The sequence below is a fragment of the Halobacteriovorax sp. HLS genome, from assembly GCF_004006665.1.
Classification (GTDB): domain Bacteria; phylum Bdellovibrionota; class Bacteriovoracia; order Bacteriovoracales; family Bacteriovoracaceae; genus Halobacteriovorax.
In genome coordinates this window covers 240,217-258,507 of the sequence record NZ_QOCL01000002.1, presented here as the reverse complement: position 1 = coordinate 258,507, position 18,291 = coordinate 240,217, and the positions used below count along the sequence as shown (strand labels likewise).

General features: G+C 34.3%; 16 protein-coding genes and 1 pseudogene. 9 read left to right on the top strand and 8 right to left on the bottom strand.

The window, feature by feature from the left end; translation table 11 throughout:
* The first annotated feature begins 4 nt into the window (after positions 1-4).
* Both hutI and DPQ89_RS04220 read left to right on the top strand, forming a co-directional pair.
* Positions 5-1,219, top strand: coding sequence for an imidazolonepropionase (gene hutI / locus DPQ89_RS04225; RefSeq protein WP_127715536.1), 1,215 nt, complete (start codon positions 5-7; stop codon positions 1,217-1,219).
* 17 nt (positions 1,220-1,236) lie between these two features.
* Positions 1,237-1,602, top strand: a complete 366-nt coding sequence (locus DPQ89_RS04220; RefSeq protein ID WP_127715534.1) for a Kazal-type serine protease inhibitor domain-containing protein — start codon at positions 1,237-1,239, stop codon at positions 1,600-1,602.
* On the opposite strand, the gene DPQ89_RS04215 is transcribed toward DPQ89_RS04220, so the two are convergent.
* Positions 1,599-2,153 (bottom strand): TlpA disulfide reductase family protein, encoded by a 555-nt coding sequence (locus DPQ89_RS04215; protein WP_127715532.1) that lies wholly within the window; start codon positions 2,151-2,153, stop codon positions 1,599-1,601. The genes DPQ89_RS04220 and DPQ89_RS04215 overlap by 4 nt on opposite strands.
* A gap of 35 nt (positions 2,154-2,188) precedes the next feature.
* Between DPQ89_RS04215 and DPQ89_RS04210 the strand changes: the two genes are divergently transcribed.
* Together DPQ89_RS04210 and glpK are read left to right on the top strand one after the other, a co-directional pair.
* The gene (locus DPQ89_RS04210) at positions 2,189-2,452 is read left to right on the top strand and encodes a hypothetical protein (RefSeq protein WP_127715529.1); all 264 of its coding nucleotides are present in this window, start codon (positions 2,189-2,191) and stop codon (positions 2,450-2,452) included.
* Positions 2,453-2,476: 24 nt separating this feature from the next.
* A complete protein-coding gene (gene glpK / locus DPQ89_RS04205; RefSeq protein WP_127715527.1) occupies positions 2,477-3,958 on the top strand; it encodes a glycerol kinase GlpK in 1,482 nt (493 codons plus the stop codon).
* A 17-nt stretch (positions 3,959-3,975) separates the two neighbouring features.
* On the opposite strand, the gene radA is transcribed toward glpK, so the two are convergent.
* Complete coding sequence (gene radA, locus DPQ89_RS04200; RefSeq protein WP_127715525.1) at positions 3,976-5,355, bottom strand: DNA repair protein RadA; 1,380 nt, start codon at positions 5,353-5,355, stop codon at positions 3,976-3,978.
* Positions 5,356-5,471: 116 nt separating this feature from the next.
* Between radA and DPQ89_RS04195 the strand changes: the two genes are divergently transcribed.
* The 3 genes and pseudogenes from DPQ89_RS04195 to DPQ89_RS04185 all read left to right on the top strand — a co-directional run.
* Entirely contained in the window at positions 5,472-6,905 is a 1,434-nt protein-coding gene (locus DPQ89_RS04195; protein WP_127715523.1) for a phosphatidylserine/phosphatidylglycerophosphate/cardiolipin synthase family protein, read from the top strand.
* A gap of 66 nt (positions 6,906-6,971) precedes the next feature.
* A complete protein-coding gene (locus tag DPQ89_RS04190; protein WP_127715521.1) occupies positions 6,972-7,373 on the top strand; it encodes a globin domain-containing protein in 402 nt (133 codons plus the stop codon).
* Positions 7,363-7,812, top strand: a pseudogene (locus DPQ89_RS04185) (group 1 truncated hemoglobin); the annotation flags it as partial. The gene DPQ89_RS04190 and the pseudogene DPQ89_RS04185, both read left to right, overlap by 11 nt.
* On the opposite strand, the gene ligA reads toward DPQ89_RS04185, so the two are convergent.
* From ligA to DPQ89_RS04170, 3 genes are read right to left on the bottom strand one after another with little or no spacing between them, the layout of a single operon-like run.
* On the bottom strand, positions 7,805-9,682 hold the full coding sequence (ligA, locus tag DPQ89_RS04180; RefSeq protein WP_127715517.1) for an NAD-dependent DNA ligase LigA: 1,878 nt from the start codon (positions 9,680-9,682) through the stop codon (positions 7,805-7,807). The pseudogene DPQ89_RS04185 and the gene ligA overlap by 8 nt on opposite strands.
* The gene (locus DPQ89_RS04175; protein ID WP_127715515.1) at positions 9,683-11,149 is read right to left on the bottom strand and encodes an outer membrane protein; all 1,467 of its coding nucleotides are present in this window, start codon (positions 11,147-11,149) and stop codon (positions 9,683-9,685) included.
* Positions 11,146-11,481, bottom strand: a complete 336-nt coding sequence (locus DPQ89_RS04170; protein ID WP_127715513.1) for a hypothetical protein — start codon at positions 11,479-11,481, stop codon at positions 11,146-11,148. The genes DPQ89_RS04175 and DPQ89_RS04170 overlap by 4 nt, the downstream gene beginning before the upstream one ends.
* Before the next feature lie 128 nt (positions 11,482-11,609).
* Between DPQ89_RS04170 and DPQ89_RS04165 the strand changes: the two genes are divergently transcribed.
* Together DPQ89_RS04165 and DPQ89_RS04160 are read left to right on the top strand one after the other, a co-directional pair.
* Positions 11,610-12,785, top strand: coding sequence for a patatin-like phospholipase family protein (locus DPQ89_RS04165; protein WP_127715511.1), 1,176 nt, complete (start codon positions 11,610-11,612; stop codon positions 12,783-12,785).
* Positions 12,773-14,137, top strand: a complete 1,365-nt coding sequence (locus tag DPQ89_RS04160; protein WP_127715509.1) for a lytic transglycosylase domain-containing protein — start codon at positions 12,773-12,775, stop codon at positions 14,135-14,137. Before DPQ89_RS04165 ends, DPQ89_RS04160 begins: the two co-directional genes overlap by 13 nt.
* A gap of 2 nt (positions 14,138-14,139) precedes the next feature.
* Here DPQ89_RS04160 and DPQ89_RS04155 read toward each other — a convergent pair whose 3' ends face one another.
* The 3 genes from DPQ89_RS04155 to atpD all read right to left on the bottom strand — a co-directional run bounded on the left by DPQ89_RS04155 (position 14,140) and on the right by atpD (position 18,284).
* Positions 14,140-16,257: a hypothetical protein gene (locus DPQ89_RS04155; protein ID WP_127715507.1), complete on the bottom strand. Its 2,118-nt coding sequence runs from the start codon at positions 16,255-16,257 to the stop codon at positions 14,140-14,142.
* A 133-nt stretch (positions 16,258-16,390) separates the two neighbouring features.
* Complete coding sequence (gene atpC / locus DPQ89_RS04150) at positions 16,391-16,822, bottom strand: ATP synthase F1 subunit epsilon (RefSeq protein ID WP_127715505.1); 432 nt, start codon at positions 16,820-16,822, stop codon at positions 16,391-16,393.
* Positions 16,823-16,865: 43 nt separating this feature from the next.
* Positions 16,866-18,284: a F0F1 ATP synthase subunit beta gene (gene atpD / locus DPQ89_RS04145; RefSeq protein WP_127715503.1), complete on the bottom strand. Its 1,419-nt coding sequence runs from the start codon at positions 18,282-18,284 to the stop codon at positions 16,866-16,868.
* Between the last annotated feature and the right edge of the window lie 7 nt (positions 18,285-18,291).

Below are 18,291 nucleotides of genomic sequence, written 5' to 3'. Positions count from 1 at the left end.
TCAAATGAGTTTAATGGCATTTACTAATTTTTCTCAAATAGTCACTCTTCAAGGAGCACTTGTAAAGGATGGTAGAAACCTTAGCAGCGAAGATCTATCTATTATTGAAAATGCATCCATTGTCTTTGATTCAAATGAAATTAAGTGGGTTGGTCCTCATACAGACCTTCCAGCAGATTATGCTGGAATATCAACAGAAGACTTTACTGGAAAAGTCTTACTTCCTGAAGTTGTTGACTCCCACACTCACCTTGTATTTGGCGGTGATCGCTCGAATGAGTACTCAATGCGACTAAATGGTGCTGACTATCAAGAGATTGCAAATGCTGGAGGTGGAATACTTTCAACTATGAAATCTACCAATAATTTAACTCAAAAAGAGCTTCTTGATCTTGCCATCTCAAGAGTTGAAAAGATTCACTCTTATGGAGTTGGCACGATAGAAGTAAAGAGTGGATATGGCCTAAATTATGAAAAAGAAAAAGAATGTTCGTTGATTATTGATAAATTAAAAAGCCATTTTAAAGGAAGAGTACAAATAATAAATACATTTATGGCCGCTCATGCTGTTCCTGCGAAGTATTCAAGTTCAAACGAATATTTAAATAAAGTAGTTATTCCTCTTCTAAAAGAGCTAGCTCCATTGCACATTATTGATGCTGTTGATATTTTTCACGAAAGTGGATATTTTGACGAAGTTGATACTCAACAACTTTTTGATGTTGCAAGTATTCTAGGAATTAGAGTTAAAAGCCATGCTGATGAGTTTCAAGACAATAAAGGCGCTATTCTTGCGGCTAAAAATGGTGCTCTTAGTACTGACCACTTACTAATGACTTCACAGGATGGAATCGAGGCCCTCGCCAATTCATCAACTGTTGCAACTCTCTTACCGGGAACAGGTTTCTTTCTTGGAAAGCCACAAGCAGATGCTAAAGCTTTTTTTGACGCCGGTGTTAAGGTTGCTATCGCATCTGACTATAATCCTGGATCATGTCACTGTGATAATGTTATATTGATCGCTTCAATAGCAGCACCACACTACAAAATGAATATTGCTCACCTATGGAGCGCAATTACACTCAACGCTGCTCATGCACTTGGGCTCAAAAATCAAGGCGCTATTCAAGAAGGCTTAGCCCCTCGCTTTAGCATCTTTGATGTAAATCATATTGATAAGATTACTTACAACTGGGGAACTAACTTTAGTATTAACTAATTAGAGTTTAATGATCGATGAGTAAGAACTACTTCTTAATAATACTATTTCTTCTCACTTCCTGTTTATTTAATAGTGAAATAAAAAAAACTTCTAGTGTACAGTCGCAATGCAATTGTACCTTTGAATTCAACCCTGTTTGTTCAAACGGAACTACTTATGACAATCCTTGCCTCGCAAAGTGTAAAGGAGTCTCCACTTTCGAAATAGGAAAGTGCGAATGTAATCCTAACTCAGGTCCAGTATGCGCGACTCCTCCTATGCAAGCTTGCCCCGAAGGTATGCTTTGTACACAAGTTATGCCCATTCCTAAACAATATGATAATGAATGTGAGATGAATAAAGAACGCGCGACTATTGTAAAACCTGGCGCTTGTCCTTAAAGTTTAAGTAGAGAGTTAAATTTCTCAATGACCTCTTCAGAAGAGTAATCTTTGGCCCCATTAGACACTTCGATTACTTTGCCATTGTGGTAGATAATAGAAACTGGAATAGCAGAAATCATAAATTTCTCTAATATCGATCCGTTAACATCAGCAATATTAGAAAAATTTAGATTAAACTTCTTAACTGCTTTTTTTATATTTATTATTTGCTTTTCGTCATCTTGATTAATTCCAAGAACACGAACTTGATCTTCAGTGTATTTATTTCTTAATGCCACAATTGATGGAAACTCTTCTAAGCATGGCTGACACCACGTGGCCCAAAAGTTCAATATTACAATAGGACTCTTTAACTCTTTTAGCTTAATTTTTTCGCCTGAGATATCAGATAACTCTAATTGAGAATAAAGAGACTCATAGTGGGAAAAAACTTTTTTCTCAACATTTGTTGACCCGGCCTTTAAATCAAGCCAGTTAAACATCATCTGCCCTACTGTAACAACAGATAAAGTGATGAATAATAGATAAATTGGAAAAAATTTCTTCATTGTGACTCCGGCCCACCTACACTAGCATTATTATAATGCATAACTCAGATATATTTAAGCAAGAATTCCATGCCCAGCAACTAGAGTTGGAACAGTCTGTTGAAGCCAATATGGCCAGTACGAATCTATTAGTCAATGATAATGGTCAAGCATTCATAGAGTTTCTTTTCATCCTATTAACAATGGTTCTACTATCATTTGGTATGCTCAAAGGTATGAATAATTCCATTGCACAGAGATGGCTAGGAACTGTAAAGGCCATTGCAAAGCCAACCCCAACTAACATAGAATTAAGATAAACTCTTTTAAATAAGGAAGATCTTATGAGTTATATACTCTCAATTGACCAGGGTACTACTGGTACAACAGCAGTATTGATTAATGCTGATTCATTAGAATTTATTGACAAGGTTAACTGTGAATTTACACAACATTTTCCAAAACCAGGTTGGGTTGAACACGATCTTAATGACATTTGGAACACAATAAAAAGAACAATAACAGATGTCTTAACAAAGAACTCAATTTCTTCAAAAGATATAAAGTGTATTGGTATAACAAATCAAAGAGAGACAACTTGTGCCTTCAACAAGGCAGGACAGCCTCTGGCAAAAGCTATTGTATGGCAAGATAGAAGAACTTCGTCATTTTGTGAATCACTCTCTTCTAAAGAAAACTATATAAAGGAAAAAACTGGATTAAAAATTGATTCATATTTTTCTGGAACAAAAATGAGATGGCTTTTAAATCATAACGACGCTGTTAAGATGGCATCAAAGAATGATGATTTATTATTTGGAACGATAGATACTTTCATTCTTTATAAGTTAACTGGTAACACATCTCATAAAACTGAAGCTTCAAATGCTTCAAGAACACTACTGATGGATCTAAAAACCTGTCAATGGGATAATGAACTATTAGAGCTATTTGAGGTTCCAAAAACTACTTTACCAAGCATATGTGATTCTTTTAGTAATTTTGGACACACACAGGGTTTAGACTTTCTTGACGACGGGATACAAATCTCTGGAATCTTAGGGGACCAACAAAGTGCTTTATTTGGACAAGCCGGACTTACAAAGGGTGACATGAAATGTACTTATGGTACTGGAGCATTCATGTTGCTCAATACAGGCAATGAAATTAAATATTCAAATAATGGTTTGTTAACAACTGTAGCTTACAAAGAAAATGGAAAGGCCTATTATGCACTTGAGGGAAGTACTTATATTTGTGGAGCTGCTGTTCAATGGCTAAGGGATAACTTACACTTATTTAAAAATAGCTCGGACATTGAAGGCCTAGCTGCTCAAGTAAAAGACCTAAGTCAAATGGAACACGTTATGTTTCTTCCATTTTTTACAGGTATAGGGTCCCCACAATGGAATTCTGAGGCCAAGGCAGCAATAGTTGGCCTAACAAGAGATACAAGTGATAAGCATATCGCGAGGGCCTGCCTAGATGGAATGTGTCTATCAATAAATGACTTAATAACTGCCATGTCAGCAGACACTGGCCATAAGATTGATGAGCTCAGAGTTGATGGTGGAGCTGTTGCAAATGATTTACTGATGACAATTCAGGCAACAGTTTCTGACTTAAAAATAATAAGGCCAAGAATAATCGAAACGACAGCATATGGCGCCGCCTTAGCAGCTGCTATTGGTTCAAAAATTATTGATAAATCTAAAGTTCTCGATATGTGGAAGGAAGACAAGTTTTTTCAACCTAAAGCTGATGAGATAGAGCACTACAAAATGAAAAAAGAGAAGTGGTCTAAAATAATTAAAACTATTTATTAAATAAATATCTCTATGATCTATTCTTTAAATAGATCATAGAGTTCAGTAACTTTTTTAATGCCAATAATTTTTACTTTAGACTTTGACTTATATTCTTTAGCCAGTTTTTGAGAAGTTACTAATTTTTTATAGTTTAGTTGCTCCATCTCTTTAAGTCTTTTTTCAAAGTGGCTTACACTTCTAACTTCACCTGTAAGTCCTACTTCTCCCAAAAAAATTGTTTGATTATCTAAGGACGAGTTTTTGAAAGAGCTCAATAGTGAAGCAATAACACTTAGATCAGTATCTCTTGTTTTCAACTTCATTCCTCCAACAACATTTACGTATATGTCATTAGCGCTCATTGGTAAATTCATATATTTTTCGATTACAGCAACTAGCATTGCTAATCTATTATTATCAATTCCTTGAGTAGTTCTTCTGCCGTTACCAAAATTATTCTCAACTACTAGTGCTTGAACTTCAACAAATAATGGTCTTGAACCCTCATTAATACAGCTCAGACTACGTCCTGCTGTCTTATCGAGGTTTTCATCTAGAAAATACTGAGCTGGGTTAGCTACTTCTTTCAACCCATTCTCTTTCATCTCAAATATTCCAACTTCATTTGTATTACCAAATCTATTTTTAATCGCTCTTAGCATACGATAGTGACCAAACTGATCTCCTTCGAAATAGACGACAGTATCAACCATGTGTTCAAGGATTTTAGGTCCGGCAATTGAGCCCTCTTTTGTAATATGACCAACAATGAAACAAGTAATTCCATTTGCTTTAACATGATTCATAAGCTGATAAGTAACTTCTCTAATTTGAGACACTGTTCCTGGAGCCGAAGGAATATCAGAGGAAGTAGTTGTTTGGATCGAATCTAAAACCATAAATGTTGGTTTAATTTTCTTAATTTGTTGATGTACACGTTGCCAGTTAGTTTCATTATAAATGTAGTAATTAGCATCCTTTAGGCCCAACCTCTTAGACCTTTCGGCAACTTGTGAAACAGACTCTTCGCCAGAGACATACAAAATTCCATCTTTAGGATTTATATTTGAGAGTTTTGCAAGAAGTTCAGTTAGCAATGTTGATTTACCAATTCCTGGCTCTCCTCCGATAAGAATTAAACTTCCCGGTACTAGTCCTCCACCTAAGACTCTATCGAACTCACCAATTCCAGTTTTATTTCTAGAATATGTCTCAGTTTCTATTTCTGATATCTTCTTTGGTGTTGCACCATCTTTCATTGAAACTGTAGTCATCGCCTTCATTTCGGCCTTTGAAGCGTAAGTTTCCTCTTCAAAACTATTCCACTCTTGGCAATCTGGACACTTCCCCATCCATTTAGCCGTCTGATAACCACATCCAGAGCACGTATAAATAGTTGAATTCTTTTTGGCCATAGGTAATTCCTTCAATATTCAATAATATTTTTTGCCATATGCAGCAAAATTATATAGAAAAACAGCGTTTATTATTAATAACTAATATTACTATATTGCGTTTTAATAGGTGAAATATGAAGACATTAATTTTTCTTTTTATATGTACATTATCTCTTTCAAGTCTTGCTAAAGACTTTTATTCAAAGTTCTCTCCGCATGAAGGTACAGAAGCATTTGAAATTATTTATGACAAAGTAAAGTCTTCTAATAAATCTGTATACGCGACAATCTATTCCTGGTCTGACAAGGGAATAACAGACTCTTTTAAAGAAGCACTAGCAAATGGTAGTGAAGTTAAAATTGTTCTACACCCTAGTCTAGCTAAAAAAGACTCGATAAAGAAAGTAGCCACTGAGCTTGAACAGCTAGGCGCACACCTTAAAATTGCGAAGATGAATATGCATGAGAAATTTTTCATTATAGATGGAAGTTTCCTAGTCAACTCTTCGGCCAATATGTCTAATGGAGCAAAGTCTAGATATAGTGAGAATTTTATTTACCATGATAATAAATCTCCTCAAGGTAAAACTCTATTAACACAATTCAATAAGGAGTTTGTAATCCTTTGGAACTCAGCAAAGGATATTTTCACGGCCCAAGAAGGAATTGCTCCAAAAATGGCTTCTTCTTCAAATACCAATCTTCCTGCAGATACTGAAACACGACTATATAGTAGTTCTATGAACTTCAGCATTAAAGAAAATAAGCCAACTTCAAGTGCCTATAAATCAGGAAAGTATATTTCTCTTAGTAGGATAGGTGGAACCTCTAAGCAAACATGGCAAGTTAGAGATGCAATTATTGGTAAAATTGATAACGCTAATAAAAATATACTTCTTTCATTAAATCATTTTAATATTAAAGCGATTTCTGATGCTCTTATTCGCGCAGTTAAGCGTGGAGTAGAAGTTAAACTCGCAGTAGATAATCAAGAATTTAAAACGAATATTAATAATAAAGAAATGACTCCACAATTTGTAGCTGACTGGAAATCACTTCCTGGCAATTCTAAGCTTACACCTCCAGTGAGAGTTAAGTTCTATTCAATCTCACCATCTCCAAGACACTGGTTACTTAATCATCATAAATTTATTATCGTAGATTATGACGAAGAAGACTTCTCTAAAACTACTCTAATCTCAGGATCATATAACTTAAGTAAAACAGCTGAGCACAACCAATTTGATAACATGGTTTTCTATAACGGCCTAGTAAACTCCAAACTATTTAAAGAGTTCAAATTAGAGTTTGATAATCAATGGAGCTGGAACAGAACTGAACAGGATTTACCAGACCAAGAAGTACTCAATCTATTTACTACACTTAAAGGCGACTCATCTATCCCACTTCACTCTAAAGAAGCTATTTCACTAAGTTGGAAAGAGGTTAAAGCATTAAGATCTAAGATTTCAAAAGTTGCGTCGGGCATTTTCAACGGCTTATATAGAAAAAGAGACTGCCTCTACTATGACTTTGTAAAGAAAAGCTTCTGGGGTTGCCCAAGATAATTCTCAATTTTTTCTAAAGAAAATCATCTACGCTAATTTTACAGGCCTATTTCTCGATAGGTCTGTATGAACCTTAATAGCGACCATTTACTTCAAAATTTAGACCTCTTTGTAGAATTCTTCTATGATCATTTCTTCGAACAAACATTTGAAGTTTCACATATTTTTAGAAATACAGAAATTGGTAAACAAAAATTTGAGTTTAAGCAATCAATCCGAGCTATCTTAGAATATAAGAATAATATCTCAGATCTTGATCCATACTTTGAAGACTTAGGCGTACGACACATGTGCTACGAAGTAACAAATAGACACTATCAACTTGCTAAGAATTCCTTCTTGTACGCATTAGAAAAAACCTATGCTCAACAATGGAATTCTGAAATTGAAATGAATTGGAATGCAATAATAGACTACATTTCTAAACAAATGAAAAGAGGAGTTATCAATTATGAACGAGCCTCTTAAGGACCAATACCCTGAGTTTGAAAAACTTGGTGGTAAAGTAATGTTAGAGAAAATTGCAAAGATCTTCTACGATAAGATCTATGAACATGAATGGATTGGAAAGTATTTCATGCATATAGATCAGAAAATTATTGAATCTCAGCAAGTAGACTTTATGAGTTCTGCTCTAGGTGGCCCAAAAGACTATTGCGGAAGAATGCCAATACCAACTCACAAAAATATGATGATTTCAGAGGAGTTATTTGAATTAAGACACAAGCTCCTACTCGAATCACTCAAACAAGCTGATGCTTCTCAAGAACTTATTGATAAGTGGACAAAAATTGATGAGGCCTTTAAAAGTGGTATTGTTAAAAATAGTATTAGTGATTGTGAAAAAAGGTATTTCACAGACGTCATACTAGATTTTAAAGATCCAAATTATAAAAAGGTCAGTTAAGAATCTTTTTTAATTCCTCTTCATTGATTATTGTTAAATTAAGCTCTAAGGCTTTTTTTAATTTGCTCGAGTTAGTTGTTTTATCATTTGTTAACAAAAAGTCAGTATTCTTTGAGACAGAGCTTACAACTACACCTCCACCATCGCGAATACTTGCCTCTATAACTGATCTTTTCTCTGAAAGAGAACCTGTGATACAAATTTTCTTATTCGAAATCTCAGTTTGCTTTCTTTCCACCTCTTCAAATACAAATCCTACTTCTTCTAATTGCTCAATTAGATCTAGTTTCGAGTTAAGAGATGTTATAAACTCAGTTGCAGACTTATTTGCAAAACCATCAATCTGCTCAAGCTTTTCAACCGTTAGAGACTTGATCTTTTCAAGTGTATTATAACCAGCAAAAATAACTTTCTCACATTTATTATACGCACCACCACTTATGCCTAATGCTGCTAGAAAATTAACTAGTTCTACATTCTTGCTTTTATTAATAGAAGATATCAATTTATCGGCCAGTTTCTGCTGAACCTTATCAAGACTCATTAACTGTTCTTCATTTATGGTGTAAAGATCTGATATTTTAGTAATAAGCTTAGAGTTAATTAATTCATCCAATCTTTTACTACTAAGATCATCTATTCCAATCTTTTGAATAAAATTTAAGATGCTTTCTTTTATGATTGCAGGACAGGTTTCATTTTTACAGACAAGTCTTATATCTTCAACGGTAACTGATTCATCACAACTAGGGCAATTTTCAGGAACCTGAAATTGATTCTCTGCTGATGTGACTACTGATAAAAACTTTGGAATAACTTCACCAGAGCGAATTATTTCAATGGTATCGCCTTTCTTAAGTTCATACTGTCGGACAAGACCATAATTATGTAGAGTTACTCTTGATATTGTAGCTCCACTTAGTTCTACAGGCTCTACATTCGCTACTGGCGTCAATATACCATTTCGAGAAACACCCCACGCAATCTCATTAATCTTTGTCTCTTTTGATTCACCTTGAAACTTAAAGGCCATTTTGTAACGTGGGTGATGGGCAGTTTCTCCCATTTCACGATGCCATTTTAAATCATCAAAACTAAAAACAATTCCATCAATAAGATAATCACCTTCTGCCATGAATACTTTTGCATCTTCTATCGTCTCTTTAATCGTACTTTCACTCTTATGAACGACATAGTCTAGAATATTGAAACCAAGCTTTTTAAGAGCCAGCATTTTTTCATGTTCTGTATTTATATTATTTTCATAGATTGATTCAAAAGCGGTAAAAGATAAGTGTCTAGAGAGCTCAACGTGATCTTTTCTAGAGATTATACCGGCAACTATATTTCTCTGAGATGTAGGCTTGTCTAAACCTAGCGATACCATTTCATCTGATAAATGGAAAAAACTTGCCTCTTCACAATAGATCTCGCCACGAACTTCAATCCGCTCCTTCAAATCAATTGCCTTAGGAATTGAGCTTAACCATTGTGCCTTGGCCGTAATATTTTCACCAAAGGTACCATCACCTCTAGTCTTGGCCATTACAAGCTGTCCTTTTTCATAGATTAATGAACAACTCATCCCATCTATTTTATACATAGAAATAATCGTTCTATTTTCGCTCCAAGCAACTAAGTCATCATATTTATAAGTCTTATTTAAGCTCAACATCTTATGGTCATGCTTCACTTTGGCATTGCCAGTAGTAACAGACCCAACTGCTTGAAGTATTGAACTATTTGGTTTTAGTTCACGTAACTCATCTTCTAGAGAGTCGTAAACGTGATCTTCTATCTCGGCTTTACCTTGATAGTATAAGATCTTGTGCTTTTCTATAAGTGCTTCTAATTCTTCAACTCTATTCATTTAAAAATTAAACCTTACACCTGCTTTAAAGTTAGTGTCTTTGAAAGATAATGATTCACCACCAGCAAACTCTGCTTCATTACTATTAAAGTCAACTCCACCTTCGATCGCCATATTTGGACTATAAGCATAACTTGTTCCAAGTTCAATGCTGTAATGCTTACTACTTTCATCTTGACCATATAGAAATACTTCCTCTGTATAGCTAGACGTGAGCATAAATTCAATACCTAGATAGGCCCTAAATTTTTTCATTATAGGTATTGAGCCTCTTCCTCCCAATAATAATCCGTTAAATGAAACTTCTCCGATCCTGTCTCCAACTTGAGAGTCAACACCATAGTTATATCCTGCGTAGCCTACATAGCCATCTAACTGTGGCCCATAAAAGAAACCTAATGGAAGATATTTATATCCTACTTTTAACTTGAGAATTCTATTTGCTGCGGAGTTTTCATTCGTTGTTAAATTACCGCTACTTTTAGAATATGTTCCAAACTTTGCTCCCAATTCGAAACTAGTCCAAATATTACGCGTGGCCCACACTTCCACATCAAGATTCACTCCAAAGAGAGTACCACTCATATTACGAGTATCTGAACCAGTTGAACTAGAAATCTTACCACTACCAAGTGTCGCAAATATCGCTGCTGTCCCTAGCTTACCAAATTTAAAATCATTTTTTGAATCTTGGTCATATGGAAGGTTATTTAAGTTTTTAGTATTAGACTGATCTTTTTTTACAATAACCCAATCATTTATTTCTGCTCTTTTTCTAGTAACATATTTATCAATCTTTCCTTGTGATTGATTTACAGAAACATAAAATATCTTTCCATCTGCTAACTTCTCTGTTTCCCAGTCTACTATTTCTTTAAACAAAGGATGCTTTTTCTTTTTAATTGGTCTAAGTATTTCAACATCATCATTTTGAAATACGCCGTAACCTTTTCCTAAATCAACCGTAAATTGGTTACCTAGCACTCCAAGAATTCTTCCATCGTAAGGTATATTCTTCTCATAAAGATCCAGCCAATTCATTATTGTTTGCGCAATCATTACAGGGTCGTTAGTAGTTAGTTGTAATTTCTCTTTAAAGTATACATCCGTTCCGTTATCACCTAGGACTTCTAAGCTTACGTTTACACCTTTTCCTACGCTTTCAACTGAGGCCTTAATTATACTTCCGGCCTTTGTTTTTTGAGCAACAATTTTAATAACCTCAGGATTCGCTAAATGCTCATCAAGGTTCTTTTTATAATTACCCAATATATTGATTATTTCAGAATTATGCTTGTAGTAGCACCACTCTGATCTTCTTAGATATTTTTCAACTCTTTCATAAACTTTGAAGCCTATTGCTCCTCCAACCGAGTCTTTAATTGGAAGAATCATACATCGTCGCATACTTTCGTTTGCATACGTATTTATTGAAAAGAGTAATATTATCAATGAGAAAATTTTCATATGAGTACCGGTAGTTCAGGAAGATCAGTTTGAGATTGAGTATTCTCGTAAATTTGCACAAGCATCTTTAGTTCGTCATTCTCAAGTTGAAGAGCTTTATTTTTTAACTCTAATTCCTGAATTTTTAATTTATGAGCTAAAATTTCACTTTCTTCATCATTATTAGACTTATAACGAATATAATTTTCTTTATTCATAAAAATTATAAATTTTCCATTTTCTTTTTTGAATTTTACTCTATTTGCTTTTATGTACCGGCGTACTGTTGAAATAGATATATCTTTGAGTTGTGAATACTCTAAAATGGATAGCCATATTCCGTCATTCTGCATAATCACTCCATGATTTATTGAATACTCATTTATTTTATTAAATTATAGCAAATTAATCAAAGGGAGAATCATTACCTGACTAAAAAACTTTATTTATTTTAAACGAAGACGAGTCTATACTGTATTCTATGCAAAGAGTAGATATATCAAATTTTAAAAATAAAAAGACTGCCTTAGTAATGTCTGGTGGTGTTGTAAAAGCTGCTGCTTGGCATCTGGGGGTCGCCTTGGCCCTTGAAGAGCTTGGATACAGTCTCAAGAATAATGAGTCTGAACCTAGTGAGTTAGAAATCTCAAGTTATATAGGATCAAGTGCAGGATCTCTAGTTGGACTTTATTTTGCCAGTGGACATCGTCCTATGGATATTATTGAAGCAACTATAAATAAGAACAATAGTAAAATTCGTGCCATAAATTATAAAGATATGCTTAGTTTAAAAAAGCCTATTATTAATACTGACACAGCAGGATTTTATGATCCTCTCGAAGGTTTTCCGGGGCTACTCAAGAGATTTCTCAAGCCTATCGTTTCTATGTCTGGTCTATTTACCACTCAAGGCCTACATAACTATATTAATGAAAATGTCTTAACTGTTAAAACATTCGAAGAGCTCAAAGCTGATCTTTTTGTTGTGGCCACTCAATTAGATCATTCAAGAAAGGTAATATTTAGTAAGTATAATTATCCGAATCCTTCTCATGATAATACTGCTAATTACTATACTGGAATTCCTCTTGCTGAAACAGTCACGGCATCTATGAGTGTTCCACCATTCTATAGTCCATATCCAATTAAAAATCCTCTAACTGAACAAACTGATTATTATATTGATGGAGAAATTAGAGAGACACTTTCAACGCACGTTGCTTTTGATCATAATTGTGAAGTTATAATCTCTTCTTGGACTCATACACCATATCACTATCATGATGAAATAGGTTCACTTGTGAACTATGGACTTCCTGCAATAGCCACTCAAGCAATTTATCTTATGATTCAAAAGAAGATTGTTGCAAATAGGGCCAGAAGACATTCAAGTGCTGATATAATAAATACTGTGAATGAATACCTTAAATCAAATAATATTGAGGTACGTCATAGAAAGCAGTTAACATCTATACTTGAAAGAAAACTTGATTATAAACCAAATGTTCATATGGTGGATATTTTCCCAAAACATGAAGATTATAAGCTATTCTTTAGAAACTCTTTTTCTTTAAATCCAGATAAAACATCAGAAATGGTTTCTGCTGGATATAAAAGAACAATAAACATTTTCAAGCGGCATGAATGGGAAAGTTAGCACTTATATTATTATTTCTGAATCTTAACTCTCTTGCATTGGTTCCTGAGAATTTCTTCCAAGATGATCTTACAATTATTGAAAGTATTGCTCTTAAAAAGAAAGTCACCTACTTTGATATAGGACCAATTTATAAAGGTGATCAATTTCATTATTATGCAAATGATCCAGACAATAGAATTTCAGATGAATTTCCAGTTCCAAAGTACTTTTACAATAATATTCATTTCTGGTTCAATATCTATACTTTATACAATTCTAATTATTCTGTTTTACACGACAAGAAGAATCTAAAACTTATATACGATATTATAGACTATACTTCTTTAGCCGAATCAGGACTTAACCATCATACGAAGTTTGCACTTCAGTCCAAACTTACTTTAAACAAGGTTAAAGTTTTAAAAAAGGCATTCAATAATTTAGGTAAAGGTAAAAATCAAGGGCTACAAGAACAGAATATTATCAAGGCCCTAAAGCACGCAAGCATAAAGATTCCACGTGGCAAAAGTAAAATAAAAGCATTTTATAAACAGCTAAGCAATAACCTCAGAGCTCAAACCGGTCAAAAAGATAATATTCAAAAAGGTCTTTTTAATATTTTACCTTATGAAAAATCTATGGATAGGTATTTTGAGCAGTTTAAGTTACCCAAAGAACTTAAGGCCCTACCATTTCTAGAATCATCTTTTAACACAAAAGCAAAGTCTAAAGTTGGTGCTACCGGTACTTGGCAATTCATGAAGCACATAGGAAAACACTTCATGCCTGTGAATACTTATATTGATGGAAGATTAAACCCACTTCTTTCTACAATCAGTGCACTTCATCTTCTAAAACAAAATAAGCAGATTCTCAAGTCTTGGGATTTAGCGATAACGGCTTATAATTCTGGCCCTAAACATTATATACGGGCCAAAAGAAAACTAAAAAAGAGTGATGCTGATCTAGAATATATTCTAAGAAATTATAAGCATCCCCATATTGGTTTTGCATCTATCAATTTTTATTCTGAATTTACTGCTCTTGTTTACGCATTAGCATACAGAGACTATTTCTATAAAACACCAAAAGGTAATCCACACACTAGAATGAAGATTTTCCTAACAAAGTGTACGACATCTCCTGCTACATATTTTAAGAATATAGATTCACTTGAACCTGACTCAAGAGAGCTAAATCTTCACTTTAAAAGAAGGAAGTTAAAGACGAAACTCAGAAAGGGACAAATTCTATTTTCAGATGTAAATTTAAATCCCAAAAAATATTACGAGCTACCTACCAAGTATATAACTAAGAAGTATCCCAAAAATTGGAAGAATTTAGTTAGCAAAATGCGCTGTAATAAATGATATTACAGCTGCTCAACTAAGAATGTGTTTCTTGAACAAAATGATTGTAAATAGTCTTTTGAATTGTCTGCATACTCAACTTTGATATTAACTGAGCCTTGCGTATCACCAACTAAAAATATCTTTTTCGCAAAGTCACTAGGATCAGTATTAAACATCCCATCTTTGTCTAAATATAGAACTTCAAAAGCGATTGGTCCCTTTAAGCTTTCACTGGCATAGGTGAGATCTACAATAGGCTTATTAAAGTTTATTTGAATCATACATTGATTCTCTAAGCTGGAGATATCAAAAGTATCCATAACGTAGTTTAGATACTCCTTACTTGGAATATGGATTGCTTTATTATCTTGGTAACCAGCATATATTGTTTCACCCATATGAGACAATTCAAGATACTTTCTCATTCCTAGAGGCATTACAGGGATATCAATCTCGTATAGATTTAGGCCAACAGACTTACTTTTAATTCCGCTATTAAAAAACTTCATGCTATCTGAATCGATATCTAATTCAAGATCTTTTTTCCCAAGAACCTTTGTCTCATATAGCTCAATTTTATCCTTTGTACTTTCCATAAATGTATTCGATTCATAAAGAATATGATCTTCTACGAGATGTACTATTTTTTCACCTATTTCTTCATTAAGTGTTAGATACTGAATTAAAGTATTTCCAGGTTCAACACCTAGAAATAAAATAAATCTGTAGTTTGATGCTTCATCAACTTCTTTAAAATTTTCACTAAGATAAATTCTTTCAACATACTTATGATCAATATCAATACTATCTGTATTTTCATCTAATTCTACTAATAGCATCGCTCCTCTTAAACCTTCAAATCTCTTGAATAAGTCGTCACGATCAAGAAGAGGAATATTCATTAAATAATCACCATATTCTAGAGGTAACTCCACTATTGTTGGATATGTATTACTACTTAAAAGTGTTCCTCTTATTGTAGAAACACGCTCATTAATCTTTTCTTCAATCTCTATTGCCCCTATAGAACCACTCGATATTGGCTCTCCAAAACTAACATCACTTATGAATTGAAATTGACTTGTATTTGCAACAAGACTTTTTCCGATCATTCCAACAGATGTCTTTATAGTAAGTTTTGCATTTCTAGGATAATTACTTTTTTTCTGACTACTCATAAGTGCTTTTACAGCAGGGTCAGCTTGCGCAATTACTGGATAGTCATTTTCCTTTTCTACTTCTTGTCTTTGTGGTTGATGATTATCTTGAGTAGTCACTTTATTTTTTGGTAACTTATTATCTAAGAACTTAAGAGCATCACTTTGCTTTCTTTCTTCTTTTATAGTTTCTTGAATATCCTTTTTTGCATCTTGAAACATTGAGATAATTTGAGGCGTAGTATTCTTTTGCTCAATAATAGAATTCACTTTCTTAGGTGCTTCGACCTTCTTCTCTGAATAGTCAAAAAATAAAAGATCATCTTCACTTTCAACTTTCTTATTTTCTTTTGTGACTTTCTTATCAATATTGATATTATTTACAAGTTCATTAATCATTGCTTCTTCACTAGCATTTAATTTCTCAGTCGAAGACATTGCTGTCTTTATTACATCTTGTTTAACATCTTTCTTTATAAGCTTTAATGGCTTTTCCTTGCCACTTTCTTTATTAACTTCTTTTGCTAACTGGATTTCTTGGTCAAATACTGGATTTTCTACTGGAAGCGTAAACCCATTCAACATACTAACAACTGCTACTGTTTTAATCATTGGAACCCTCATTGCGCTCAGTGATATTAATTCTGAAGAATTAATCACATATCTTGCTAAGTTTTCTTCATTTGTCTTGCGAGTAAACTTCTTACTTTTCTTTTTAAAATAGAAGCTTCTTAAGGCCATTTTGTTTTTCGTTATAATATTGTTCTCGATAATCGAGATACGTTTATCAGAATTAGCCTGTGAGACTTCTTGTGAGAGCTCTTTCATTGATGTCGAGCTGATAGTGCTTAATGCTTTTTGAAGGCCAGAATAGTCTATAATTGTGACTGTGGTTGCATGTTTAAACACACGAATCGAAGCTTCGAACGAAGCCGCTGTTAATAAGGCGAATATGGATAAAAATAGTAAATGTTTTTTCATTGCAATTACTTATATTTTCACTACTTATAGCAATTAAATAAAGCAATAAAACTTTGCCTAGTAAGTTTTTGAATGGCCAAAACAAAAAAAGGCCACATAAGCGGCCCTTTGGATATCCATTTGAATAGTCTTCTTAAAGATTTCTATTTTTAGTGAATTCAGAAAGTTGAATTCTAAGCTGCGCTCTTTCAACTTTACGTCTGTACTTAGTAATTTCTTCATCAGTAAGACCATCTGCTGTCTTAAGTTTGCTCTGAGCATTCTTAAGTGCTTGCTCTGCTCTTTCTTTGTCGATCTCATGTGCTTCTTCAGCAACATTAGCAAGAATTGTGATTTTACTCTCAAGTACCTTGCAAATACCACTCGTTAAAGAAAAGTATCTATCTGGATCATCAGCTCCACCAAAGATAGACATCATACCAGTACTTAATTGAGTCACAATATGTGTGTGATCTTTTAAGATATTGATCTGACCTCTCTCAGTAGGAACAAGAAGATCTTCAGCAGGAACATCCTTAGCAATAATTGCATATGGAGTTAAAATATCTACTGTATAATTATTCATAATTATCCCAAAATTAAATTATGAGGGCTAGGCCCTCATAAAATTAGTTCTCTTTAGCTATTTGAGCTGCTTTTTCTTTAACCATATCAAGTCCACCCACTAGGTAGAAAGCTTGCTCTGGAAGATCATCACACTCACCTGCAAGTATTGCTTTAAACGCTGCAATTGTGTCTTCAATCTTAACGAATTGACCAGCAAGACCAGTAAATTGTTGAGCAACGAAGAATGGTTGAGAAAGAAATTTCTGAACCTTTCTAGCTCTTGCAACAATAAGCTTATCTTCTTCAGATAGTTCATCCATACCAAGGATAGCAATGATATCTTGAAGTTCCTTATATCTCTGAAGAATCTGTTGTACAGCTCTTGCAGTATTGTAGTGATCATCACCTAGAATATCTGCTGAAAGGATCGTAGAAGAAGAAGTCAGTGGATCAACCGCTGGGTAAATACCAATTTCTGAAATCGCTCTTGAAAGTTCAGTAGTCGCATCAAGGTGAGCAAATGTAGTTGCTGGCGCTGGATCCGTATAATCATCCGCAGGAACGTAAACGGCCTGGATTGAAGTAATTGAACCATCTTTTGTTGATGTAATTCTTTCCTGCATAGCACCCATCTCAGTACCTAAAGTCGGTTGGTAACCAACGGCAGATGGAATACGACCAAGTAGTGCAGAAACTTCTGAACCAGCTTGAGTAAAACGGAAGATATTATCAACGAAGAAAAGAACGTCTTGCTTTTCAACATCTCTGAAGTATTCAGCAACAGTAAGACCTGTTAGTGCAACTCTAGCTCTTGCCCCTGGTGGCTCATTCATCTGACCATATACAAGTGCAGTTTTCTCGATAACTCCTGACTCAGTCATTTCGTCAAAAAGATCTCTACCTTCACGAGTTCTTTCACCAACACCAGCGAATACAGAGAAACCACCGTGTTGAGTTGCAATATTGTTAATCAATTCCATGATAAGAACTGTTTTACCAACTCCCGCACCACCGAATAGACCAATCTTTCCACCCTTTAAGTAAGGAGCTAGAAGATCGATAACTTTAATTCCTGTAAAGAATGCTTCTTTTGAAGTTGATTGTACTTCGAAAGATGGAGCAGCTCTATGGATTCCCCAAGACTCTTTCGCTGGAACTGGACCAGCTTCATCAATAGCTTCTCCAGTAACATTGATAATACGACCAAGAACTTCTTTACCAACAGGTGCTTGGATAGCTTTTCCTGTGTCACGACATTCAAGACCTCTCGCTAGACCTTCAGTAGCATCCATCGCAATTGTTCTTACGATATTGTTACCTAGATGTTGAGATACCTCTAATACTAGATTGTTTTCTTTTTCAGAAATAACTTTGTTTGTAAGTGTTATGGCATTGTAGATTGCTGGAAGATTTCCACTTGGGAATTCAACATCAACAACTGGTCCCATAACCTGCTTAACGTAACCAATGTTCTCAGACATTACTTGC